The organism is Pseudalkalibacillus sp. JSM 102089, assembly GCF_041366475.1.
Classification (GTDB): domain Bacteria; phylum Bacillota; class Bacilli; order Bacillales; family Guptibacillaceae; genus Guptibacillus; species Guptibacillus hwajinpoensis_B.
In genome coordinates this window covers 264172-289357 of sequence record NZ_JBEWYW010000001.1, presented here as the reverse complement: position 1 = coordinate 289357, position 25186 = coordinate 264172, and the positions used below count along the sequence as shown (strand labels likewise).

Sequence of the window (25186 nt, the reverse complement as noted above, 5' to 3'; positions counted from 1 at the left end):
AACAAATTCATAAATTTGAAAAAAATAATAAAAAAACTGTTGTATATATATACTTAAATATGTATAATCATTCAATAAGCAATGAAAGAGGGAGTGGAAATAGTGAAAGCAAGTATAGTCGGTGCTAGCGGATATAGCGGTCTTGAATTAATTCGCTTATTGCTTAGTCACCCTGAAGTAGAAATTAATACAATTGTATCTCCATCTAACGCAGGAACAAATGTCCATGAGGTTTTCCCACATCTCACGAATATACAAGTAAGTCAGTTTGAAGCGCTTGATGCAGAGAAGCTTGCTTCCGAGTCAGATGTTATTTTCTTCGCAACACCAGCTGGCGTGAGCAGTCAATCTGTGCCTTTACTGCTAAATACGGGGGTTCCAATGATCGATTTATCCGGAGACTTCCGATTAAAGAGTGGAGATTTATACGAAAAGTGGTATAACCATTCATCTCCACCAGAAGGAGCTTTAACAGAAGCGGTATATGGATTATCGGAATACTATTCAGAAGACATTAAATCCGCAAACTTAATTGCCAATCCTGGATGCTATCCGACGGCAACGCTACTAGGTATTCTTCCAATCATTCAAAAAGGATGGGCTGATCCATCGTCTTTAATCATAGATGGAAAGTCGGGCCTTTCAGGTGCAGGACGTAAAACGAGTCTTACAGCCCATTACTCTGAAGTTAATGAAAATGTATCAGCATATAAACTTGGAAAACATCAGCATATCCCTGAAATAGAACAAGTCATTTCGAATCAAATCGGTGAAAATGTAAATGTATCATTCTCTACTCACCTCGTCCCGCTTACAAGAGGGATGATGTGCAGCATGTATGTCAATCTATCTCATGATCGATCCGAAGCAGAAGTGATTGATCTTTACCAATCAATCTATGAAGATCATCCTTTTATTCGCGTGATGCCTGAAGGGAAATGGCCCTCCACAAAAGGCGTTTCCGGTTCTAACTACTGTGATATTGGTCTTTCTGTAGATTCGAGAACAAATCGCTTAACGATTATCTCGGTGATTGACAATTTGATGAAAGGTGCTGCTGGTCAAGCGGTACAAAATATGAATCTACGATTTGGTTATCCTGAGACAACAGGTCTTAGTTTATCTCCAGTATTTCCATAAATCTACTAAACGAAAGGGTTGAAGGCTTTGGCAACATCGACTGTAAGTGAGGAACTTTTTTCAATCGTAAAAGATGGCACAGTTACTTCTCCTAAAGGATTTGAAGCTGGTGGGTTTCATGCAGGTTTAAAAAGAAAGCGTAAAGATCTTGGCTGGATTAAATCCGTTGTACCAGCGAATGCTGCAGGGGTGTTTACAATGAATACTTTCCAGGCACCGCCATTAAAAGTAACAAAAGAAAGTTTAGTAGATGGGAAACTTCAAGGCCTGATCGTTAATTCGGGAAACGCCAATGCGTTTACAGGAAAGAAAGGCATTGAGGACGCATATGAAATGCGTAAACAATTCGCAACTGTGATGGGGCTGAAAGACACGGAAACGGCTGTTACTTCGACCGGGGTTATTGGGGAGTATTTGCCTATGGAAGCCATTATCAAAGGGATTCATCACATTCCAAATTATACAGAAAAAACGAGTGGCACCGATTTTGCTGAAGCGATTGTTACGACAGATACAATGACAAAACAGGTAGCCGTAACATGTCAGATTGATGGAAAAGACATCACCATTGGTGGTGCTGCAAAGGGATCAGGAATGATCAAGCCAAACATGGCCACGATGCTGGCTTTTGTCACGACCGATGCAGAAGTAGAAAATAACGCTCTTCAGTCCGCATTAAGCTCTGTGACTGACACGACTTATAACATGATCACAGTTGACGGTGAAACGAGTACAAATGATATGGTCCTTCTTCTAGCAAATGGTCAGGCGGAGAATGAAGCGTTATCAGAAAGTCATCCTGAGTGGCAAACGTTCTTAAGTTCACTAGAGTATGTTTGTCAACAGTTAGCGAAATTGATCGCTAAAGATGGCGAAGGGGCTACAAAACTCGTTGAAGTTCACGTAAAAGGTGCTCAAACAGAAACCGGTGCGAAAGCCATTGCCAAATCTGTTGTAGGTTCTAGTTTAGTAAAAACAGCCATATATGGAACCGATGCAAACTGGGGACGTATTGTATGTGCCATTGGGTACAGTGGTGAATCTGTTCAAGAAGATTCTCTTTCCATATCACTTGGACCCATTAAAGTAGTGGATTATGGTATAACAGCGGAATTTAGTGAGGAAGAAGCAAAAACCTATTTAGAAAACGAGAACATTCATATCTATATTGATTTGCATAACGGAAATGAAGAAGCAACGGCATGGGGGTGTGACCTTTCTTATGACTATGTCAGAATCAATGCCTCCTACAGAACATAATCAAAAATATTTTGTTATTAAATGTGGTGGAAGTATATTAGATCAGCTTCAAGACTCATTTTACCTTGACCTAGTAGCTATGAAAAAACAAGGATATCATCCGGTACTCGTTCATGGTGGAGGCCCTGAAATCTCAAGGATGCTTGATAAACTATCAATTCAGACAACATTTGTCGATGGACTACGTGTCACAACAGATGAGATGGTCGATACAGTTGAAATGGTATTGAGCGGTAAGGTGAATAAACAGCTCGTGCGGAAGATCCACCATGCAGGAGCGAAAGCCATTGGCATTAGTGGCGTAGACGGCAAGCTGTTTACATGCAAACAGTCTAATGAATCACTCGGCCGTGTTGGGGAAGTCATCCATGTAGATAAGTCACTAATTGAACAACTCTCTCAAGCTGGGTACATACCTATTATCTCACCAATCAGTACGGATGAATCTTTCGAACCTCTTAATATTAATGGGGATGAAGCCGCGTCAGCTGTCGCTCAGGCGCTGCATGCAGATATTTGTCTCGTTAGCGATACGCCGGGTGTGTATGAAGAAATTGATGGACAAAAAGTTATTTTCAGAACGCTAGATGAGCCAAAAATAACAAGTTTAATCGAAAAAGGCACGATTATTGGTGGTATGATCCCTAAAGTGAAAGGAGCGATTGCCGCTCTTTCGGATAAAGTCTCCTCGGTTATTATTGTTGATGGTCGAGAAGAGAATGCCCTGCTAAAAGCAGTCGCACATGAACCTGTTGGAACGCGAATTGTTCGAAAGGAGTCTTTAGAATGTCACTAACTGAAACGTCACAAAAAAGCATCATGCAAACATATAATCGACTTCCGATTACTGCCGTTAAAGGTGAAGGAAGCTTCCTATATAGTGAAGACGGAACAAAATATCTTGATTTTACTTCCGGAATTGCCACATGTAATCTTGGTCATCAACCAGAAGCGATCAAAAAAGCTGTATCAGATCAGTTAAATCTCCTCTGGCATTGCTCGAATTTATACCATATCCCAAAACAGCAGGAACTCGCTGACGTGTTAACAGCGGAAAGCTGTTTTGACCAGGTGTTCTTCTGTAATAGTGGTACGGAAGCGAATGAAGCAGCGATTAAGCTCGTTCGAAAGTGGAGCGGTAAAGAAACAATTGCAACGTTCACGAAGTCCTTCCATGGAAGAACGCTAGGTTCCCTTTCCGCTACAGCTCAACCAAACCTTCAAGATGGATTTGGCTCCATGCTTTCTGGTTTTGAATACTTTCCTTACAACGATTTTGATCGTTTATCAGAAATCGAGGAACGAAAACCAGCAGCCGTCATGTTAGAGCTCGTCCAGGGAGAAGGAGGCGTTCGTCCAGCAGATCAGGAGTGGATTTCGGAGCTTGTGTCGATTTGTAGAACGAACAATATTCTTATCGTCGTTGATGAAGTTCAAACCGGGATGGGCCGAACCGGAACGTTATTTGCTCATGAGCAATATGGTTTTGAACCAGATATTATGACGCTTGCAAAAGGGTTAGGTTCAGGATTCCCGATTGGTGCGATGCTTGCGAAGGAAAGCGTAGCCTCAACATTTGGTCCAGGAACTCACGGAAGTACATTTGGGGGAAATCCACTTGCTTCTGCCGCTGCAACTGCGACGGTAAAAGAGATCGTTTCTTTACTTCAAAACGCAAAAGAAATGGGAGACATGTTTATAAATAAATTAAAAAGTTTGTCGCAGCAGCACAATTCCATTAATGAAGTGAGGGGACTAGGTTTACTTCTAGGAATTGAAGTGGAGGATGCCGCGCCTTTTGTTAGTAAGCTTAGAGGAAAAGACGTGCTTGTTTTAAGTGCAGGACCTAACGTCATTCGCATTCTTCCACCTCTTAATGTGAGTACGAAGGAAGTAGAGCAATTTTTGGAGAAGCTAACCGACGTATTTAAGTCAGCTGAAGGGGAGGATTAGGCATGAAAAAGGGCTATCTTGTATTAGAAAACGGAGCAGTATTTGAAGGCGATCTAATAGGAGCTTTAGAAGCTTCTGGTGAAGTTGTTTTCAATACAAGCATGACTGGTTATCAAGAGATTGTATCGGATCCTTCTTATGCCGGGCAAATCATCGTCTTCTGTTACCCACAAATCGGTAACTATGGAATAAATAATCTTGATAGTGAAAGTGAACACCTTCATCTTCATGGTGTGGTTACAGGAGAGCAGTGTGAGGAACCTAGTCATTATTTAGCAACAGGGTCTTTCTCAAAAGGTCTATTACAGAATGAAATTCCTTCTTTAACTGGTGTAGACACACGAGCCCTAGTTAAAATGCTACGGGATTATGGAACAATGAAAGGACAGATAACGGCTGAACTTCCAAATAACAGCTTTGAATGGAAATCAGAGAAATCTTTTGTTCCACATGTATCTGTAAAAGAAAAAACACATTATCCAAGTGAGGGACCACATATCGTGCTAATGGACTACGGGTATAAGAAATCAATTCTTACGTCCCTTCAATCTCTTGGTTGTGCTGTAACAATTATGCCATTTAATACAACTTTTGAGGAAGTTGTTGACCTACAACCAGACGGAGTGGTGTTAAGTAATGGTCCTGGAGATCCTGAAGCATTATCTGCAACTTTTGAGACGATCCGGCTTATTAGTGAAAAATATCCAACATTCGGGATTTGTCTTGGTCATCAGCTTCTCGCTCTTGCACACGGGGCTTCCACTCGAAAGCTAACATTTGGACATCGTGGGTCGAATCACCCGGTGAAGCATTTGGAGACGGGGAAAGTTTTTATCACCTCCCAAAACCATGGTTATGAAGTCGTACAGGAGACCTTAGAAGATACAGGGTTTGCGCTTACTTTTGTTAATTTAAATGATGGAACCGTTGAAGGATTAAAACATCACCATTACAACATTCAATCGGTTCAATTCCATCCAGAAGCACACGCGGGACCTTCAGATACAGCCTTTTTGTTCGACGCATTTATGAACCAGATTACGAGAACAGGAGACCAGCACTATGCCTTTACGTAAAGAGTTAAAAAAAGTTGTCATTTTAGGATCTGGCCCTATTGTCATTGGTCAGGCAGCGGAATTTGATTATGCAGGTACACAGGCGTGCTTGGCGCTAAAAGAAGAGGGGATTGAGGTTGTTTTAATAAATAGCAATCCAGCCACCATTATGACTGATTCATCAATCGCGGATCATGTTTATATGGAACCAATGTCGCTTCCTTATGTAGAGGAAATACTCAAAAAAGAAAAGCCTGATGGCATCATCGGGACACTTGGCGGCCAAACAGGTTTAAATCTTGTCGTAGAGCTTTACGAAAAAGGGATTCTAGAAAAATTGAATGTGGAACTTCTTGGCACCTCTGTTGAATCCATTCAAAATGGAGAAGACCGTGAGAAGTTTAGACAGCTAATGCTTGATATTGGCGAACCAGTACCTGAGTCGAAAATTGCCGTGACAAGGGAAGAGGCGTTAACATTCGCTCGAGAAATTGGCTATCCGATCATGGTTCGCCCAGCCTATACAATGGGTGGTGAAGGCGGTGGATTTGCAGCTGATGATAACGCCTTGCTTGAAATTGTTGATCGCGGCCTTTCCTTAAGTCCTATTCACCAGGTACTCATTGAAAAAAGTATGCTTGGTTGGAAAGAAATCGAATATGAAGTGATGCGTGACGAAAACGATACGTGCATGATCGTATGTAACATGGAAAATATGGATCCTGTTGGAATTCATACAGGGGATTCGATTGTTGTTGCACCCTCTCAGACGCTGAATGATTACCAATACCAGATGCTACGAAACGTTTCGTTAAAAGTGATTCGTGCCATTGATGTTATTGGTGGTTGTAATATTCAAATTGGATTAAACCCTGAATCAAACGATTATTACATCATTGAGGTGAATCCGCGGGTAAGTCGTTCGTCTGCATTAGCTTCTAAAGCTACTGGCTATCCGATTGCACGTATGGCTGCAAAATGTGCCATTGGCTTTACATTAGATGAGCTTCCAAATCCGATTACAGGTAATACTTATGCAGCATTCGAACCTGCCCTTGATTATTTAGTTGTCAAAATACCGAGATTCCCATTTGATAAGTTTCCTGAAGGTGATCGCGTACTTGGAACACAGATGAAAGCAACAGGAGAAGTGATGTCAATTGATCGAAGTTTTGAAGGTGCTTTAAACAAAGCTGTTCGATCTCTTGAGAGTGGTCATCAATCATTAACAGGCTTATATGAAGAGGTAAGTCAAGAATATTTAAATGATCAGCTAATGACGCCAACAGATGAAAGACTTTTTTTAATTAGTGAAGCTTTTCGAAGAGGTTATTCTGTAGAGGACATTAAATCACTTACAGCCATTGATAGCTGGTTTCTTCATAAGGTGAAGCGAATTGTGGAAGCGGAAGTAAAGATAATGAATCAAACCGATCTTTCTGAAGAATTGCTAATTCATGTTAAGCAATTAAACGTTAGTGATGCCTACATTTCGAAAGCAACTGGAAAAACGATCGATTCGATCATGAGTATGAGTAAAGAAGCTGGCATTCTGAGGGGAATGAAGCAAGTTGATACGTGTGCGGGTGAGTTTGAAGCAATCACGCCTTATTTCTACTCTACGTATTTAGGGAGCGATGAGATGGCGCAGATCAGTGAGCCAGGCATCCTCGTTCTTGGTTCAGGGCCCATTCGAATCGGGCAAGGTGTGGAGTTTGACTATTGCTCCGTTCACGCGACACAGGCAGTGAAGAAGTTAGGCTATCGTGCGATTGTTATGAATAATAACCCAGAAACGGTTAGTACAGATTATAGCGTTGCAGATCGTCTTTACTTTGAGCCGCTCTCACTTGAAGATGTCCTTGCGGTTATTGAGAAGGAACATATTATAGGAGTGGCCGTACAATTTGGTGGTCAAACAGCTGTTAATTTAGCGGAAGAGTTGCACGAGCGCGGAGTTCCAATCCTCGGTACACCTGTTGAGAACATTAATAAAGTCGAGGACCGTGATCAATTTTATCAATTGTTGGATTCTCTTTCGATTCCTTATATAGAAGGGAAAATGGCTTACAAGCCAAATGAAATGGAGGATCTAGCCGCAGAGTTAGGGTTCCCGATCATTGTAAGACCTTCCTATGTGATAGGCGGACAAAACATGTTTATCTTCCGTCATATGGATGAACTGAAACGGTATACACAAAAATTAGAGAGCAGTTCAAAGAAAATGTGGCCATTCCTTCTCGACCGCTTTGTTGAAGGAATTGAATGTGAAGTCGATGTGATTTGCGATGGAGAATCAATCGCCATTCCTGGCATTATGGAGCACCTTGAACGAGCGGGCGTTCATTCTGGAGATAGCACAGCGATTTATCCACCTGTATCTATTACAGAAGAGCAGAAAGAAACGATTACGATGTATTCTGAAAAGCTCTCTCAAGCGCTCGAATGTCGAGGGTTAATGAATATTCAATTTGTCATCGATCAAGGCATCATTTATGTTCTTGAAATTAATCCAAGATCTTCGAGAACTGTACCCGTTATCAGTAAAGTAACGAACATTCCAATGGTTGAATGGGCGATTAAAGCTCAATTGCAAAGTAACTCATTAGAAGCAACGGGTTTATTAGAAGAAAAACCTTATTACACGGTAAAGTTTCCTATCTTCTCAAATGGAAAGTTAAAAAACGTTGACCATGTTCTTGGACCAGAGATGAAGTCTACAGGAGAAGTCCTTGCTATGGCAAAAACATCGGAAGAAGCATTAAGAAAAGCGATTGTATCTACGTGGGATCCGAATAAGCTACCTTCTTCTATACTATGTTCAATTAGTGAAGAGCATAAAGAAGCTGCATGTGATGTACTAATGAAGCTTAAAGAAAAAGGTGTTGCAATCTACGCAACATCTGGAACAGCCAAATTGTTAAATGATAAAGGTATCCAATCAATCGTGATAAAAAAAGATTTAAATGAAATTGAGGCGCTAATGAAAGAAGAGCTAAGCGCAGTTGTATCGATTCCGACAATCGGCAGAGAAAAAGAACGTTCTGGATTTCAAATGCGTGCACTCGCCACACGATATAAAATTCCATGTTTTACACATCTTGACACGCTTCAGTTATTGGTCTTAGAAGGATCCAAGACACTTGAAGTCAACAGTCTAGAGCATTGGCACCAAATGAAAGAAACTCCAATCGGGCAGGAAGGATGATTTAATGATGCAGTCGGTTAAAACGCAAAATGAAATCGCAGAAGGAATGAAGGGGAAAGATTTTCTAACGATCGCTGAACTTAGCAGTGAGGAGATTCATTATCTTTTGCAAGAAGCTGAAAAGTTGAAAAAACTTCAAAAGGAAGGGATCCCTCATGAAGAATTAAAAGGAAAGGTGCTTGGGATGATCTTCGAAAAGTCATCAACAAGAACGCGTGTATCATTTGAAGTAGCGATGCTTCAGCTTGGCGGGCATGCTTTGTTTCTTAGTTCGAAAGACATCCAGCTTGGAAGAGGCGAGACTGTTGAAGACACCGCTAATGTGCTAGCAGGGTACCTTGACGGAGTAATGATTCGAACGTTTGGCCATGAGACGATTGAACGTTTTGCGAAAGCTTCTTCCGTTCCTGTTATTAACGGATTAACAGATACACATCATCCAGCACAAATTCTTGCTGATTTACTAACGATTATCGAGCATAAAGGTCATTTAAGTGGATTGAAAGCAGCTTATTTTGGAGATGGAAACAATGTGGCTCATTCACTTATTGAAGGGGCAGCGAAAGTGGGCATGAATTTCACGATCGCCTGTCCAGCAGGGTATGAACCAGATGAAGCGATCGTAGCGAAAGCGAACGAAGTAGCGAAAACAAATGGTTCGGTCATTGAAGTAACCGCTGATCCCCTTGCAGCTGCTAAGGATGCGGATGTTTTGATTACCGATGTTTGGGCGAGTATGGGGCAAGAAGACGAGCAAGCTGAACGTGAGGGAGTTTTCGAACCTTATCAGGTGAATGAGGAGTTATGCATAAACGCTGATGAAAATTACATCTTTATGCATTGTCTTCCAGCGCATAGAGGAGAAGAGGTTACAGCGGAAATTATCGACGGTTCTCATTCAGTTGTATACCAGGAAGCAGAGAATCGTCTGCACGCGCAAAAAGCACTTTTGAAACTTTTATTAAAAAGTTAAATTTTTTTCGTGCATTTTGAATAAATATACGTTATCATATATATTAATACAAAGATAAGGAGTGGATGACATGGCAAAAGAGAAAATCATTCTTGCTTATTCCGGAGGTCTTGATACCTCCATTTCGATAAAATGGTTAGAAGAAAAATATGGATACGAGGTTATTGCCCTTGGACTTGATGTAGGTGAAGGGAAAGATCTAGAGACGATCAAGGAAAAGGCACTGAATGTGGGTGCCTCAAAAGCTTATATGATTGAAGCGAAAGAACTTCTTGCTGAGAACTATCTTTTACCCGCATTAAAAGCAAATGCATTATATGAAGGGAAATACCCGCTATCCTCAGCACTGTCACGTCCCCTCATTTCAAAGCTTCTCGTTGAAGCGGCTGAACGTGAAGGAGCTACGGCAGTGGCACATGGATGTACAGGAAAAGGAAATGATCAGGTTCGCTTTGAAGTATCGATTCAAGCGTTGAATCCGGACTTGAAAGTGATCGCTCCTGTTCGTGAATGGGGAATGACGCGTGATGAACAGATTGCTTACGCACAAGAAAAAGGGATCCCGGTTCCTGTTAAACTTGATAATCCATTTTCAATTGATGCCAACATTTGGGGACGTGCATGTGAAGCTGGAGTACTTGAAGATCCCTGGGCTGAGGCTCCAGAAGCCGCATTCGATTGGACAGCACCAATTCACCTAACACCTGATGAGCCGGAATACATTGAAATTGATTTTGTAGAAGGCTGCCCAACAGCACTTAATGGCCAAAAGATGGGGTTAGTTGATCTTATTGAGAAGTTAAATGAAATTGGCGGCGTCCACGGTATTGGACGTATTGATCATATTGAAAATCGTCTCGTTGGGATTAAATCAAGAGAAGTATATGAAAATCCAGGCGCGCTCATTTTGATTAACGCTCATAAAGAACTAGAATTTCTAACACATACTCGCGAAGTATCACAGTTCAAAACGACGATTGATCAGCAACTTTCAAAACTGATCTATGATGGTTTATGGTATTCACCACTTCGTCAGGCGCTTGAAGGGTTCATTAACGAAACCCAAAAAGTAGTAAGTGGTAAGATACGTCTTAAATTACACAAAGGGTCAAACACAGTAGTTGGACGTAAATCAGAGAACTCTCTCTATAACGAACAACTTGCAACATACCTTAAAGGTGATCTCTTTGATCATGACGCTGCAGTTGGATTCATTAAACTATGGGGATTACCTACAAAAGTGAATGCGGAAGTTCATAAGAAACAAAAAGTAACTCAATAAGGAGATGTTAGTGTGTCTAAGCTATGGGGTGGACGCTTTACGAAAGAAACGAATAAGCTTGTAGAAGAATATACAGCTTCGATCCAGTATGATAAAGAACTAGCAGAAGAAGATATCGAAGGCAGTCTGGCCCATGTTCAGATGCTTAGTGAATGCGGTGTGATTAGTTCCACTGACATGGAAGAAATCAAGCGAGGCTTACATGTGGTTCTTGAGAACATTCAGAATGGAACGTTTGAATACGATGTATCTCAAGAAGACATTCATATGAATATTGAAAAAGCACTTATTGATGAAATAGGACCTGTCGGAGGAAAGCTGCATACCGGTAGAAGCCGTAATGACCAAGTTGCAACGGATATGCATATGTACCTTATTAAAAAGGTTAACCATTTTATTTCACACATCGAAGAGGTTCAGCAGGCGATTCTAAGCCAGGCTGAATCTCATGTTGAAACTGTTTTACCAGGTTATACACATTTGCAGCGTGCTCAACCTGTATCATTTGCCCATCATATGCTCGCGTATTTCTGGATGTTTGAACGTGATAAGGAAAGATTTCAAGACAGCTTAAAGAGAACGAGTATGTTACCGCTTGGTGCAGGCGCACTAGCTGGAACAACCTTTCCGATTGATCGCCATCGCACGGCAGAACTGTTAGGTTTTGACGCCGTTTATCCGAATAGCATGGACGCAGTTAGTGATCGTGACTTTATTGTTGAGTTTCTTTCAAATGCTTCCATGCTTATGATGCATATGTCCCGTTTGTCGGAAGAAATGGTGATCTGGAGCAGTCAGGAATTTCAATTTATTGAACTAGACGATTCTTTCTGTACGGGATCGAGTATTATGCCCCAGAAAAAGAATCCGGATGTTCCTGAACTTCTTCGTGCGAAAACAGGTCGAGTGTATGGAAATTTGTTTAGCTTGTTAACGGTATTGAAGGGACTACCACTTGCTTATAACAAAGACATGCAAGAAGATAAGGAAGGCATGTTTGATACAGCTAAGACGCTTGATGGCGCTCTTCAACTTTTGGCGCCTATGATTGAAACAATGAAAGTACAGACAGAAAACATGAAGCAAGCCGTTAATGAAGATTATTCTAATGCAACCGATATTGCGGATTACCTTGTTAACAAAGGAATGACGTTCCGTGAGTCGCATGAAGTCATTGGAAAGATTGTTCTTTATGGTATCGAAAGAAAGAAATATTTACTTGATCTTACGATGGAAGAATTTAAATCATTTAGCCCTTTATTTGAAGAAGATGTTTTTGAAGTGCTTAAGCCTGCTAATGTGATGAACGCAAGAAAAAGCTATGGAGGTACGTCACCAGAGCAAATCGCGATTCAGATTAGTTTAGCTCATCAGCATGTGAAAGAGAATGCATAAAGGGCCCTATCCGAAAGGATAAGACCCTCATGAAGAAGGAAGTTATTAGCGTTTGCTAAACAAGCGATGGGGTAGAACGGTAGTTGTCTTTTGGAGACACCTCTTTCTAATGAAAGTTGTCAGAGCCTTGTTTTACCAACAGAGTAGTTCAACGCGACCATCTCCTTAAAAGCTTCCGTTTTCCTTATGCACTTTTGTTCTTCCCTCTTCACTAATTATCATGGCCGCTTTCATCTGCTTCTATACATGCCCATTCAAACTTTTTTCGGATACTTTTTTTCCGTAAGTGGGAGAATACGAAGAGGTGAAAGGAGGGGTAAGATGGGCCGAGGAAAGGCATTTGATCATAAGAAAAAAGGAATGGAACGTGAACGACCGAAAACAGCAGATCAAACAAAGTTCCCTCACGAAGCATCAACAGGGCATAAAACAATTCAGAATGAAGAACGCGAAGAATAAAGTAAGCTTCCTGCAATGGCAGGGAGCTTTTTACTATTGACGAGAAACTAAGCTTGCTTTCTTGAGGTTCATTTCCAACTCCAGTAAAATTAAATATAGATGATTGAAAAGGGGACTTTTAAATGAATTCAGTAGGTCTTGTACTAGAAGGCGGAGGGATGAGAGGCGTTTATACGGCAGGCGTTTTAGAGTATATGATGGAGCACGAGTTGTATTTTCCTTATGTGATTGGCGTATCTGCTGGTGCATGTAATGCAGCTTCATACCTCTCAAGGCAAAATGGAAGGAACCGCACAGTACTTATTGATTATGTGAATCATCCCGAATACATTTCATACAAGAATTTATTCCGTAAAAAACAGCTGTTTGGTATGGATTTAATCTTTAATGAAATTCCTTCTACTCATGTGCCGTTCGATTTTGATGCATTTCAGAATGCTACTGAGCAATTTGTTATTGGCACAACAGATATCTCTACCGGGAAACCTTATTATTTTAATAAGAAAGATGATGGTGAACAGATTCTTTCGATTCTAAGAGCATCGAGCTCATTACCATTCATGGCCCCGCCCGTTCAAATTAATAATCGTTTTCATCTGGATGGCGGTATTACAGATCCGATCCCAGTTCAAAAATCGGAAGTCGATGGCAATAAAAGTCATGTAGTCGTTTTGACCCGCAATGAAGGATATCGAAAGCAGAAATCAAAGTTATCATGGATGATTCAACGTCTTTATCGGAAAAATCCTGCGCTCGCACAAGCCATTACAAAGCGATATATTCATTACAATCAAACACTTGATCATATAGAAGCAAATCGGGAGAATTATTTTATCATTCAACCTTCAACACCTCTTGAAGTAGCACGGATAGAAAAGTCACAGCTTCGTCTCACGACTTTATACAATCAAGGATATGAAGAGATGAAAAGGCATCATAAAGAACTAGAAGCTTGGCTTGAAAAGAGGGAGTTAGCGAAAGAAACTGTTTGAATGTGTGATCATATGTTTAAGAATATAGTTAACTTGGGAACAGTTCTCCAACACTATGTAGGAGGTCTTTCAAGTGAAAAGCTATCAACTATACATTAACGGTGAATTTACAAATAGTCATTCAGAAGAAATGCTCGAAGTGATCAATCCAGCAACAGAAGAAGTGATTTCAAGAATTCCGAAAAGTGATGAGAATGACGTGCAGCGTGCAATTGAAGCTGCTAAAGCTTCCCAGAGAGAGTGGGAAAAGAAACCTTCAATTGAACGAGCTGAATACTTATATAAGATTGCCGATAAAGTAGAAGAGAAAAAAGAAGCTTTTATTAACATGTTGACTGAAGAAAATGGTAAAACAGTAGATGCTTCAAAGGCAGAAGTAGACCTAACGATTGATTACTTCCGCTATATGGCAGGTTGGGCAAGACGATACGAAGGAGAAGTACTCCCAAGTGATCGCCCGAATGAGAATATTCTTGTTTTCAAAAAGCCGATCGGAATCGTTGGCGGTATCGTGCCATGGAACTTCCCAATGTTTATCTTCGCTCGAAAGGTAGCGCCAGCGTTTGTCACAGGCTGTCCGATTATTATTAAGCCAAGTCAATATACGCCAAATACAGCATGTGAGCTAGCAAGTATTATCCATGAAATTGGCGTTCCTAAAGGAGTATTTAGCTTAGTTACTGGTAAAGGTTCAGACATTGGTACGCCACTTGCTTCTTCACCAGACGTACAAATGATTAGCTTAACTGGAAGCTATCCAGCTGGTTCAAAAGTAATGGAAGCGGCTGCTAAAAACATTACAAAAGTGAACCTTGAGCTTGGTGGTAAAGCGCCAGCGATCGTAACAAAACATGCGAACGTTGACCTAGCCGTTGAGAAGATTACGACATCTCGTATAACCAACAATGGTCAGGCTTGTACAAATGCAGAACGTGTATATGTGCATGAAGACGTAGCCGAAGAATTCATCTCGAAAATTACTAATACTTTTAAGAATACAAAAGTAGGGGACTCTTTAAACGAAGATGGATGTGACATTGGTCCACTTGCGAACAAACAGCAAATCGATTCTGTCGAAGAAATGGTGAATAATGCAGTGAAAGCTGGTGCTGTTGTGAAAACAGGTGGGAAGCGTGTAGATCGGGACAAAGGCTTTTTCTTTGAACCTACTGTTCTTACTGATGTATCACAGGATATGAACGTTATACAAGAAGAGATTTTCGGACCAGTCTTACCGATTGTTGTATATAGCGATTTTGACAAAGTTCTAGAAATGGCTAACGATACTCATTATGGACTATCTTCATCGATCTTTAGTGATAACATGCACGAAGTGATGAAGGCATCGAACGTCCTTCGATATGGTGAGACGTATGTGAACCGTGAGAACTTTGAAGCGGTTCAAGGGTTCCATGCAGGTATGGGACAATCAGGTATCGGTGGTGCAGATGGTAAACATGGTCTTAATGAATATCTTAAGACACACGTTATCTATATGGAATACGATCAAGATATCAAATAATAAAACCGGGCGTATGCCCGGTTTTCTAATGTTTGAAGAAACTCCGGTCTAGAGCGTATAATAGAAAGGGTTAAGAATATTAATTTGATGAAAAGAGGGAGAATATGTTTGATTCTCGTATTATAGAGTTTGCAGAGAAACTTGTGCAGTATTCTACAAAAATCCAACAAGGTGAACATGTCTTGATTGAAGCTTTTGATGTGAATAATTCATTAGTGCGGAGCATTGTAAAAGAAGTACATAAAGCAGGGGGCTTTCCTCATGTGAATTTAAGAGATAATCAAGTTCTTCGTGAGCTATTGATGAATGCCACAGAAGAACAAATAACAGAATGGGCCGAAATCGACTTAAATCAAATGGAGAAAATGGATGCGTATATTGGCATTCGTGGTTCTGAGAACATTAATGAACTTTCTGACGTTCCTGAAGCGAAAATGGCTCTCTATAATCAGATTTACAAAACAAAAGTTCACAGCAACCAACGTGTAAAACATACGAAATGGGTTGTGATGAGATATCCTAATGAATCAATGGCACAGTTATCAGGTATGAGTACAGAAGCATTTGAAGATTTCTACTTCAATGTTTGTACAATGGATTACGCAAAAATGAGTGAGGCAATGGATGTCCTTGTTGAGCGTATGAACAAAGCTGACGAAGTCCGAATCGTTTCCCCGGATACAAATTTAAGTTTTTCTATTAAAGATATTCCAGCTGTAAAATGTGCGGGTGAACTTAACATACCTGATGGAGAAGTATTTACGGCCCCTGTAAAAGATAGCGTCAATGGCGTTATTACGTATAATACACCTTCTCCTTATAACGGTTTTGTGTTTGAAAACGTCCAGCTTACTTTTGAGAACGGGAAAGTAATTGACGCAGTTGCAAACGATACAGAAAGACTTAATCAAATTCTTGACACGGATGAAGGTGCACGATTTATTGGAGAATTCGCTATCGGAGTCAATCCTTTCATTCGTGAGCCAATGAAAGATATTCTCTTTGATGAGAAAATCGATGGGTCTTTCCATTTCACCCCAGGACAAGCCTATGATGAAGCGCCAAACGGCAACGATTCTTCCGTTCATTGGGATCTTGTTTTAATCCAACGTCCGGAATATGGTGGCGGGCAAATCTGGTTTGATGATGAGTTAATTCGCAAAGATGGCAAGTTTGTCCCTGAAGCACTTCAAGTGTTAAATCCAGAGAATCTAAAATAAAGTAGAGAAACGCATCCATTGGATGCGTTTTTTCGTACAGATGACCAATCACATTTTCAGTTCTTTGAATATAAATAAAGAAAACTACTTAAGACAGGAAGTGCCTTCCAATGGAAATACATTGTGATGGATGTACGAAGGAGATGAGAGACTGGGAAACCATTCATATGGTGAAGTTCGATAAATGGTATGTTGGTCATTTCAACTGTTTATTGAACTTGAAAAAAAAATTAAATCTCAATAGACCGATTAAGTGGGATAAACTAGAAGGAAAAAAGGATAACCAGAAAGACTCAGATGGAAAAGCTGCAAATTAGATCGAGGGGCAAGAAAAGACGCTAATGAAACGTAGCGTCTTTTCTTGTGAAGAGGATATCAGATGTCTCTGCTTCTTATTCGCCGTTTTCTTCCATGTAGGATATTGCCTTTTCTGCATGGATCGCAAATGTTAGCGGCGTTTTTTTTATGTAGCCAGCTTTTTTAAGTTCGCTAATTGTGGCGCTCACTGTTTCTCTTGTGGACCCGATCATCGTAGCGATATCATAATGCGTTAACTTAATATCAATGGTTTGCCATTCATTCTTTCTTTTACCAAATTTTTCGCTGAGTTTCATTAAAAGCGATAGGATTCGATATTTTACACTCCTGAGCGCCAGGTTTTCACTCATTTCATAGATTTCCTTTAAACGAGAAGAAAGAATTTCAATGAATTTTATGGCGAGCTTGGGGTTTTCGGAAATAAGTTCTTCAAATTGATCTTTTCCGATGACGCAGACATATACGTCAGACATGGCTTCCGCATATACGGAATCGTCATTGAGAGAGAAACTAGATGTTTCACCGAAGATGTTACCGTCTCCTAGAAGGTCAACAGTTAATTGTTTTCCTGCAGCGTTTGAGCGATAGAGACGTACCGTTCCTTTTTTTAAAAGGAAGAGGGCTTTCATCGGGTTTTCGGGTCCTAATATGACTGTTCCTTTTTTTAAAGGTTGCATGTCACTTACGCGATCAATTTGCATTAAATCATTCATTTCAAGTTCTTCAAATAAATTGATCTGAGATAACATTGTTAATTTATCTATTTTCATCACCTTCATTCATGTCAAAGTAGTTGTACTCCGTAATTTAGCTTACATCATTTTATCTATTTTATCACTTATACTCAACTATGTTAGGAGGTTAGAAGTCTAACATGGAACAGGTTACGTTATTTACGATTACGGCTTGTATCGATTGCTATAAAATGAAGCAACATCTTAAGGAAAGAAATATTCCATTTGTAGAAGTCAACTTAATGGAACAACCGGAAAGACTTAAAGATCTTATAAAGGTAGCAGGGGAATGTCAAGTGCCTTTCCTCGTAAAAGGTGAAGAAGCTCTTTTTTTGGAAGACCTTAACTAGCAAAGTAACAATAGAGTGTTGAGTGGAATAATATAGGGCATCTATAATTAAGAGGTGATTCTATGTCTGACTCAATTACTTCTGTTAAATATACCGCAATAGGAGATTCTATTACGTTAGGTACTGGAACGGTTTTGTTTACTCCAACATTTGTAGACTTTTATTCCAATTCTCTAAATTACGAGTTACAATTTCCGGTTAAAGCGCGAACGTTTGCAGAAAATGGTGCGACTACTGCAGATGTTAAACGATGGCTCTATTGCTCCCAAATTCCTATGAAACAATCGCCTGTTATTACGGTCACAGCCGGAGGAAACGATCTGATTGATGCAGCTGAAGCTTACGCTATTACAAAAAACAAGGCTGTACTAGATGGTGCTTTACATGAATGTTGTCAGAATATGAGTTGGATTGTAGCCTATTTATCGAAGGAGCTAAAACGGAATTACGCTCAAGCAATGATTCGGATTGTGAATTTGTATAACCCCATTCCTGATTTAGCTTTTTCAGATGTTTGGGTTAAGGCATTTAACCGACACATTGAAACATGTTCAGCTGGAAAATTCGTTAAAGTTGCTAATATTTATCCAGTTTTTAAAGGACGGGAAAAGGAATTTTTAGCTTCAGATGGAATTCATCCCAACACAAAGGGCCATAAAGAAATTTCAAATGCTCTCATAAAAACAGGAATATGTCTTTAAATGTTTAATTTAGTTAAAACTAGGGTAAAACTTTATGTTCATAAATTATTAAGATTTTGGGGAGGAACTTATGGTACAACAATCCATTCAATTAAACGAATTACGAGAACAATTGCTTCATGCTTATGAAGCAACACGCACAATGACGAACACATTAGTGGAACCACTTGAAACGGAGGATTTCACTATTCAATCGATTCCAGATGTAAGTCCTCCCAAATGGCACATGGCACACACAACGTGGTTTTTTGAAACGTTTATTCTGAAAGAATACTGTGAAAATTACAAGTCGTTTCACGAAGAATTCGAATACTTATTTAACTCGTACTATGAAAGTGTAGGAAGTTATTTCCCTCGCCATGCAAGAGGTTTGCTGAGCAGACCAAATATAGATAAAGTTAGAAGCTATCGATCTGATATTGATGAAGAAATGGTTACTCTTATTCAAGAAATTGACGATAGTAAACTTCACCAGGTTGCTGATTTAGTAGAAATCGGATTGAATCACGAGCAACAGCATCAAGAGCTTTTAATGACCGACATTAAATATAATTTTTCCATTAATCCATTGAAACCCGTCTACCGTTCACTTGAGGTTAATTCTAAAGAAAAAGCTACACCATTAGAGTGGATCTCGTTTGAGGGAGGTCTGATTGAAACGGGTATAAATGAAGATGATGGTTTTTCCTTTGATAATGAACGTCCAATACATAAATCTTGGCTTGAGCCATTTAAGTTAGCGACTAGAACAGTAACGAACGGGGAGTATCTTGCGTTTATTAAAGCTGGTGGTTATAAAGAAGCGACCTACTGGTTATCAGATGGTTGGGCAACAGTAAAGAAAGAAAATTGGCAAGCACCGTTGCATTGGGTTGAAAAGGATGGGGAGTGGTATACTTTTACGCTCCATGGGTTAGTTCCACTAAATATAGAAGAACCTGTTACACATATTAGTTACTACGAAGCTGAAGCATATGCAAGCTTTGTAGGTAAAAGACTTCCTTCTGAGTCCGAATGGGAACTTGCAGTTCGCGATCAGCCGATTGCGGGTAATTTTGTTGAAGATGGCATCTATCATCCCGTGGCATCGATCAAGGAAAATGAAGGTAGAATAAAAAAAGCCTATGGAGATGTGTGGGAATGGACGAAAAGTCCTTATATGCCTTACCCTGGTAATAAACCGCTTGACGGGGCGTTGGGTGAGTATAATGCAAAATTCATGAGCAGTCAGATGATTCTAAGAGGCGGATCATGTGTTACCTCCGTATCTCATATTCGTCCGACTTATCGAAATTTCTTTGGTCCAGATAAACGCTGGCAATTTACCGGCATTCGTCTTGCAGATGATAAGTAATCATTAAAAACTTCGCAATGGATCAGAGCTATTTGAAGAAATCACATAGCCAGAAGAATACTATCCGACTCGAACAGAATCTTAAAGAACTTAAACAGTTAGCAGAGAATTCAGGTTTCACACCAATGAAAACATGGACTGATCAAGAACAGCTTTTCAGTTTGCACTATCTTAGTGTGAATTAACGTAAGCTTTCTTACAGACATTCAATGATTATTTCGATATAATTGTTAATGAAGATATAGGTGAAGGAGAGATAATCATGAAGAAGATTGAAACAGCTGATTCTTATCAGTCATTCATTAACAATAATGGCGTATCCATTCTAAAATATGAAGCTAACTGGTGCCCGGATTGCAAGCGCCTTGACTTTTTTATTGATGATATAATGAATGCGCATCATGAAAAGCAATGGGCTCAAATCGATATTGAACAATTCCCTGAAATTACAGAGGAAAATGATGTTATGGGTATCCCGAGCCTTCTTGTCTATAAAGACGGCAAAAAGATTGGTCACTTGCATAGTGCGAATACCAAAAATCCAGATCAGGTGAAAGAATATTTAAGTCAATTCTAAACAAAAGAGAAGGTTGCGAAGGCAACCTTCTTTTATTTTGTTAGAACATATTCGATGGAGCCGTCAATTAATGAATGAACAAATGCAACTGTATATCCAATGCTAAGGTAAGTAGAGAGTGTTTCACTACAATGTGGATGTAATGGTTCTGTTGGGGCATGAATACTTTTATACATGGTTTTTACGGTGCTAGAGATGGGTTCACAACGAAGTAAAACAACATGTTTACCGCTCCAAGCGGTACTAATGTGATTTCTCTGCATATCACTCTTCCTTTGCGAAAAATATATTCAGGGAATACAGTTAGCATATGAGTGAAATCGTAGGATGTTAGAAGTAGAAATGGAAATTTAAAAATATTTTGAATTTTCATCGAATAACTGGTATATTAGTAGCATATAACGTCAAACTTCTCGATAATCACATCGATTCACTAAAAAGTTGTGTATTTTGTAAGTTTATGGTCGGAATGTGTCATTTCTGAATTCTCCAGACAAGGGCAAACCATCCTAAAGGATGGGACGCAAAGACACAGGTCTAATGTTGGTTCTCCAACGATGACGGCTGGTCCTCCTGGAAAACCCATGAAGGAGGAGAAAAGAATGACCATGGCTAAACCTAAGCCTAAGAAGGTACTTGATCAAGAATGGGTTATTCTCATGAGGGCTGCCAGAGAACTTGGATTGAAGAAAGAAGAGGTACAAGCATTCTTAAAACAACACAAAAACCGACATCTATGAATATACATAAATGCATGACGACCTATAAGGTCGTTTTTTTGTGATAAGCTTTGATGAAAGCAAATACGGTGTGAAATGAATATTCCTTGACTTTAGGGCAATATTTTTTGTATCATATGTCATATCAATTGCATACATAAACCATACTAACTATGAAGGATAAATAGTAGTCAGAGTAACCTTGTTTTTAGCGATTCGGGGACGGTGGAAGCCCGAACGAGGTCTGATGAAACGGCAGTCTGGAGTTACGTTACTTAAAGTGGATGCCTTATTTGCATCAACTAGGGTGGAACCGCGGGTGCATAAGCTCTCGTCCCTGGACATTTTTTGTCCATGGATTGGGAGCTTTTTATATTGATTGAGAAAAAAGGAGAGAATGACATGACAATTTCAATGGATCAGATCGTTTCAGTATCGAAGCACAGAGGATTTATTTTCCCTGGTTCTGATATTTACGGTGGACTAGCAAATACATGGGATTATGGACCACTTGGTGTAGAACTTAAGAAAAATATTAAAGATGCATGGTGGAAGAAGTTTGTTCAAGAATCACCTTATAATAGTGGTCTAGATGCCGCCATTCTAATGAATCCAAAAACGTGGGAAGCTTCAGGACATTTAGGTAATTTCAATGATCCTTTAATTGATTGCAAAAGCTGTAAAACACGTCACCGTGCAGATAAATTAATTGAGGACGCTCTTTCAACTGAAGAAGAGGACATGATTGCAGACGGCCTTTCATTTGAAGAAATGGAGCGTTTGATGAAAGAAAATCATATTACTTGCCCGGAGTGTGGCAGTGAAGATTTCACAGAAATCCGTCAATTTGATCTTATGTTTAAAACCCATCAAGGTGTAACAAAATCGAGCACGAGTGAAATTTACCTTCGCCCAGAAACGGCGCAGGGAATCTTCGTAAACTTTAAAAATGTTCAACGCTCTATGCGTAAGAAAGTGCCTTTTGGTATTGCACAAGTTGGAAAAAGCTTCCGGAATGAAATTACACCTGGAAACTTTACATTCCGTACTCGTGAATTTGAACAAATGGAGCTTGAATTCTTCTGTAAGCCAGGTAACGAACTAGAGTGGCATGAGTATTGGAAAGAGTACTGCAAAAACTGGCTTCTAAATCTTGGTGTAAAAGAAGATAGCATCCGACTGCGTGAGCATGCGGAAGATGAACTGTCGCATTATAGTAATGCAACAACTGATATCGAGTACAAGTTCCCATTTGGTTGGGGCGAACTTTGGGGTGTTGCTTCTCGAACAGATTACGACTTAAAGCAGCATATGGAACATTCCAATGAAGATTTCACTTATCACGATCAACAAACAGGTGAGAAGTATGTACCTTATTGCATTGAGCCTTCACTTGGTGCTGACCGCGTCACTCTTGCTTTCTTGATTGAAGCATATGAAGAACAGGAGCTAGAAGATGGCACAACTAGAAGTGTGATGCACTTCCATCCAGCGATCGCTCCGTTTAAAGCTGCTGTATTCCCTCTATCTAAGAAGCTTTCTGAAGAAGCGCGTGCTGTTCATGCGGAACTTTCAAAATACTTTATGGTTGATTATGATGAGGCTGGCTCAATTGGTAAACGTTACCGTCGTCATGATGAAGTTGGTACACCGTATGCCATTACATTTGATTTTGATTCTGTTGAAGACCAACAAGTGACGATTCGTGACCGTGACACAATGGAACAAAAGAGAATGCCGATTTCTGAACTGAAAAGCTTTCTTGAAGAAAAAACACAATTTTAATGTAAGAAGCCGCTCAAAATTCGAGCGGCTTTTCTTTATAATAAAGAATGACAATGATTCTTATTGATCGTTTACCCGCGAGATTAAACAAACTTGTTTTATAACTAATAAGGAGTGAATAGTAAGTGAGGATTCTATGGGATTTTGATGGCACATTATTTGATACATACCCTGCTTTTACAAAAGTGATGAAAGAATTAGTTTCTAATGATGTAAAGGAAGAAGATATTTTAAAAGAGCTAAAAGTGTCTTTTCGTCATGCGACGGAAGTGTTTCAATTAACTGAAGAACAAATTAAAACGTTTCGTAAAATGGATAATGCTTTGTCACCAGAAGATAAACCACCATTTCCTGGTTTGAAAACAATTCTTCAAAAAGCTGAATTGAATGTCATCATGACTCATAAACCGCGTGAAGAGGTGATCACGATTTTAGAGTATTTTAAAATGGAGCATTATTTCGCTGATCTTGTAGCCGGAGATGATGGATTTCCACGTAAGCCTGATCCTGCATCCTATCACCATTTGAATAACAAGTATCAGCTGGATCTTGCCGTTGGTGACAGAGTACTTGATATTCTCCCCGCTAAAGAAGTGGGAATGAAAACGTGTTTGTTTCAGAATAATTCTTCAGGCGCCGATCTATATGTTACTAATTATGAAGACTTGAAAAACCTGTTATGGCCATCTTTGTAAAAAGCTTTTTAAAGCATTTTAAAAGTTGAAGCCTTCATATTCATATGTGATAATACACATATGAATATGAAGGGGATGGTTTTGCCGTGGATAAAAAACTTCGCTTTATTTTAATTACATTTTTATTAGGGGTTTTTCTAGGCGCGCTTGATTCAGGAATCGTTTCTCCTGCCTTAACAACACTTATAGAAGATCTTGGCATCGATTTGAAATGGACAGTTTGGGTCGTTACGATCTATACACTTGTTTATGCGGTAAGCATGCCGATTGTAGGAAAACTTGCTGACTTATTTGGAAGAAAGCGTATTTTTCTTGCAGGGATTACGTTATTTGCACTAGGTTCCCTTCTTGCGGGAGTTAGTCAATCCCTTCCTGTTCTATTAGTTGGAAGAGCGATTCAAGCCCTCGGAGGAGGGGGAATCATTCCGATAGCGAATGCTGTAATTGGAAGTAGTTTTCCGAAAGAAAAACGAGGTATGGCCCTTGGTTTAGTAGGTGCGATGTTTGGTGTAGCAACTATATTAGGACCAAACGTTGGAGGTTTCTTCGTTGCACAGCTTAGCTGGCGCTGGATTTTCTTTATCAACCTTCCAATTGCTGTTGTTATTATCATAATGGGGTTAAAGCTTCCGGATGACCGAACAGAGAGTAAGAAACCTACTCTTGATTGGGGCGGAGCGCTTGTTCTATCATTTCTCATTGTGTCCCTTTTACTAGGTCTAACCAACCTTGAAACGAGTGAATTTCTTCAATCCATCCAATCATTGCTTGTATGGCCATTGTTACTTATCAGTCTCGTGCTTATTTATCCATTGATCAAGGTCGAAAAAGCGGCCGCGGATCCTATAGTGAAATTAAGCTACTTTACTGATCGGAATATTGTTCTCGCATTACTTATTTCAACGATTACCGGTATTGGGATCATTAGTATGATTTTCGTACCGTCATTCTCTGAAATTATCTTGTTATTATCAAGGGGCCAGGGTGGTTATGTGATGACAATTTTAGCCGTTGCTTCTGGATTTGCAGCACCTATAGGAGGTGTTCTTCTTGATAAGTGGGGCGCTAAACAAGTCGTGTTATTAGGCTTTTCATTAAGTCTTCTTGGCTCACTCGTCTTTACTTATCTAGCAGATGGGTGGCTAACCCTTTCGCTTGGTATGGTGCTGTCTGGTGTTGGGATTGGATTTACAATGGGTACACCGCTTAATTACATTATCCTTGAGTTAACTCCTGATCGAGAAGCTGGCGCAGCGCTTTCTCTAGTAAGTTTATTTAGATCTGTTGGCACATCGCTTGGTCCTGTTATCCTTGCAGGATTCATAGCGACTTCAGGTTCAAGTTCATTTAGCGGTAGCAAAATAACGGATGGAGTAAGGGAGATGATTCTATCAGGATATGAGCATATGTATCTAGCTGCTTCGGTTATATTTCTAACTGGACTTATTCTCGGCGTCTTTCTAAAAATGCCGTCAAAAGCATCACAAAGTTAAT

At 39.8% G+C, this 25186-nt stretch carries 24 protein-coding genes and 1 riboswitch; of the genes, 22 read left to right on the top strand and 2 right to left on the bottom strand.

Going from position 1 to position 25186, the window contains the following annotated elements:
* Window positions 1-102 precede the first annotated feature (102 nt).
* The 14 genes from argC (at window position 103) to ABVF21_RS01245 (ending at window position 16776) form a co-directional block, all read left to right on the top strand.
* Complete coding sequence (gene argC / locus ABVF21_RS01310; RefSeq protein WP_371017317.1) at window positions 103-1140, top strand: N-acetyl-gamma-glutamyl-phosphate reductase; 1038 nt, start codon at window positions 103-105, stop codon at window positions 1138-1140.
* A 27-nt stretch (window positions 1141-1167) separates the two neighbouring features.
* Window positions 1168-2400 carry a bifunctional glutamate N-acetyltransferase/amino-acid acetyltransferase ArgJ gene (gene argJ, locus ABVF21_RS01305; RefSeq protein ID WP_303531597.1) on the top strand — a complete coding sequence of 411 codons (1233 nt, stop codon included), beginning with the start codon at window positions 1168-1170 and terminating at the stop codon, window positions 2398-2400.
* On the top strand, window positions 2363-3196 hold the full coding sequence (argB, locus tag ABVF21_RS01300; RefSeq protein ID WP_303531599.1) for an acetylglutamate kinase: 834 nt from the start codon (window positions 2363-2365) through the stop codon (window positions 3194-3196). Before argJ ends, argB begins: the two co-directional genes overlap by 38 nt.
* On the top strand, window positions 3187-4353 hold the full coding sequence (locus ABVF21_RS01295) for an acetylornithine transaminase (RefSeq protein WP_371017316.1): 1167 nt from the start codon (window positions 3187-3189) through the stop codon (window positions 4351-4353). The genes argB and ABVF21_RS01295 overlap by 10 nt, the downstream gene beginning before the upstream one ends.
* 2 nt (window positions 4354-4355) lie before the next feature.
* Entirely contained in the window at window positions 4356-5429 is a 1074-nt protein-coding gene (locus tag ABVF21_RS01290; RefSeq protein WP_303531602.1) for a carbamoyl phosphate synthase small subunit, read from the top strand.
* Window positions 5416-8616: a carbamoyl-phosphate synthase (glutamine-hydrolyzing) large subunit gene (carB, locus tag ABVF21_RS01285; protein WP_371017315.1), complete on the top strand. Its 3201-nt coding sequence runs from the start codon at window positions 5416-5418 to the stop codon at window positions 8614-8616. The genes ABVF21_RS01290 and carB overlap by 14 nt, the downstream gene beginning before the upstream one ends.
* Before the next feature lie 4 nt (window positions 8617-8620).
* Complete coding sequence (gene argF / locus ABVF21_RS01280; RefSeq protein ID WP_303531605.1) at window positions 8621-9589, top strand: ornithine carbamoyltransferase; 969 nt, start codon at window positions 8621-8623, stop codon at window positions 9587-9589.
* Between the two features lie 70 nt (window positions 9590-9659).
* Window positions 9660-10871, top strand: a complete 1212-nt coding sequence (locus tag ABVF21_RS01275) for an argininosuccinate synthase (RefSeq protein ID WP_283152123.1) — start codon at window positions 9660-9662, stop codon at window positions 10869-10871.
* 12 nt (window positions 10872-10883) lie between these two features.
* Window positions 10884-12266 (top strand): argininosuccinate lyase, encoded by a 1383-nt coding sequence (gene argH / locus ABVF21_RS01270; RefSeq protein WP_303531610.1) that lies wholly within the window; start codon window positions 10884-10886, stop codon window positions 12264-12266.
* A 321-nt stretch (window positions 12267-12587) separates the two neighbouring features.
* The gene (locus ABVF21_RS01265; protein ID WP_194221627.1) at window positions 12588-12725 is read left to right on the top strand and encodes a hypothetical protein; all 138 of its coding nucleotides are present in this window, start codon (window positions 12588-12590) and stop codon (window positions 12723-12725) included.
* A 122-nt stretch (window positions 12726-12847) separates the two neighbouring features.
* On the top strand, window positions 12848-13717 hold the full coding sequence (locus ABVF21_RS01260; protein ID WP_303531616.1) for a patatin-like phospholipase family protein: 870 nt from the start codon (window positions 12848-12850) through the stop codon (window positions 13715-13717).
* Between the two features lie 73 nt (window positions 13718-13790).
* Window positions 13791-15239 (top strand): aldehyde dehydrogenase, encoded by a 1449-nt coding sequence (gene aldA, locus ABVF21_RS01255; RefSeq protein WP_371017314.1) that lies wholly within the window; start codon window positions 13791-13793, stop codon window positions 15237-15239.
* Between the two features lie 104 nt (window positions 15240-15343).
* Window positions 15344-16459, top strand: a complete 1116-nt coding sequence (locus ABVF21_RS01250) for an aminopeptidase (protein ID WP_303531621.1) — start codon at window positions 15344-15346, stop codon at window positions 16457-16459.
* Window positions 16460-16569: 110 nt separating this feature from the next.
* Window positions 16570-16776, top strand: coding sequence for a hypothetical protein (locus ABVF21_RS01245; RefSeq protein ID WP_303531622.1), 207 nt, complete (start codon window positions 16570-16572; stop codon window positions 16774-16776).
* A 75-nt stretch (window positions 16777-16851) separates the two neighbouring features.
* Here ABVF21_RS01245 and ABVF21_RS01240 read toward each other — a convergent pair whose 3' ends face one another.
* Entirely contained in the window at window positions 16852-17547 is a 696-nt protein-coding gene (locus ABVF21_RS01240; RefSeq protein ID WP_306558400.1) for a Crp/Fnr family transcriptional regulator, read from the bottom strand.
* 104 nt (window positions 17548-17651) lie between these two features.
* Between ABVF21_RS01240 and ABVF21_RS01235 the strand changes: the two genes are divergently transcribed.
* From ABVF21_RS01235 to ABVF21_RS01220, 4 genes are all read left to right on the top strand, one after another.
* Window positions 17652-17861, top strand: coding sequence for a glutaredoxin family protein (locus ABVF21_RS01235; RefSeq protein ID WP_371017313.1), 210 nt, complete (start codon window positions 17652-17654; stop codon window positions 17859-17861).
* Between the two features lie 62 nt (window positions 17862-17923).
* Window positions 17924-18562 carry an SGNH/GDSL hydrolase family protein gene (locus tag ABVF21_RS01230; RefSeq protein ID WP_303531626.1) on the top strand — a complete coding sequence of 213 codons (639 nt, stop codon included), beginning with the start codon at window positions 17924-17926 and terminating at the stop codon, window positions 18560-18562.
* Between the two features lie 70 nt (window positions 18563-18632).
* On the top strand, window positions 18633-19916 hold the full coding sequence (gene egtB, locus ABVF21_RS01225) for an ergothioneine biosynthesis protein EgtB (protein WP_371017312.1): 1284 nt from the start codon (window positions 18633-18635) through the stop codon (window positions 19914-19916).
* Between the two features lie 262 nt (window positions 19917-20178).
* Complete coding sequence (locus tag ABVF21_RS01220; protein WP_371017311.1) at window positions 20179-20493, top strand: thioredoxin family protein; 315 nt, start codon at window positions 20179-20181, stop codon at window positions 20491-20493.
* 32 nt (window positions 20494-20525) lie between these two features.
* Here ABVF21_RS01220 and ABVF21_RS01215 read toward each other — a convergent pair whose 3' ends face one another.
* Window positions 20526-20756 (bottom strand): hypothetical protein, encoded by a 231-nt coding sequence (locus ABVF21_RS01215; RefSeq protein WP_303531632.1) that lies wholly within the window; start codon window positions 20754-20756, stop codon window positions 20526-20528.
* A gap of 225 nt (window positions 20757-20981) precedes the next feature.
* Window positions 20982-21070: riboswitch (cyclic di-GMP riboswitch) on the top strand.
* A gap of 25 nt (window positions 21071-21095) precedes the next feature.
* Between ABVF21_RS01215 and ABVF21_RS01210 the strand changes: the two genes are divergently transcribed.
* The 4 genes from ABVF21_RS01210 (at window position 21096) to ABVF21_RS01195 (ending at window position 25185) form a co-directional block, all read left to right on the top strand.
* The gene (locus ABVF21_RS01210; protein ID WP_303531633.1) at window positions 21096-21233 is read left to right on the top strand and encodes an anti-repressor SinI family protein; all 138 of its coding nucleotides are present in this window, start codon (window positions 21096-21098) and stop codon (window positions 21231-21233) included.
* Between the two features lie 381 nt (window positions 21234-21614).
* Window positions 21615-22997, top strand: a complete 1383-nt coding sequence (locus ABVF21_RS01205; protein ID WP_303531635.1) for a glycine--tRNA ligase — start codon at window positions 21615-21617, stop codon at window positions 22995-22997.
* Between the two features lie 125 nt (window positions 22998-23122).
* On the top strand, window positions 23123-23692 hold the full coding sequence (locus ABVF21_RS01200; RefSeq protein WP_303531636.1) for an HAD-IA family hydrolase: 570 nt from the start codon (window positions 23123-23125) through the stop codon (window positions 23690-23692).
* Between the two features lie 86 nt (window positions 23693-23778).
* Window positions 23779-25185: an MFS transporter gene (locus ABVF21_RS01195; protein WP_303531638.1), complete on the top strand. Its 1407-nt coding sequence runs from the start codon at window positions 23779-23781 to the stop codon at window positions 25183-25185.
* Window position 25186: the final 1 nt, after the last annotated feature.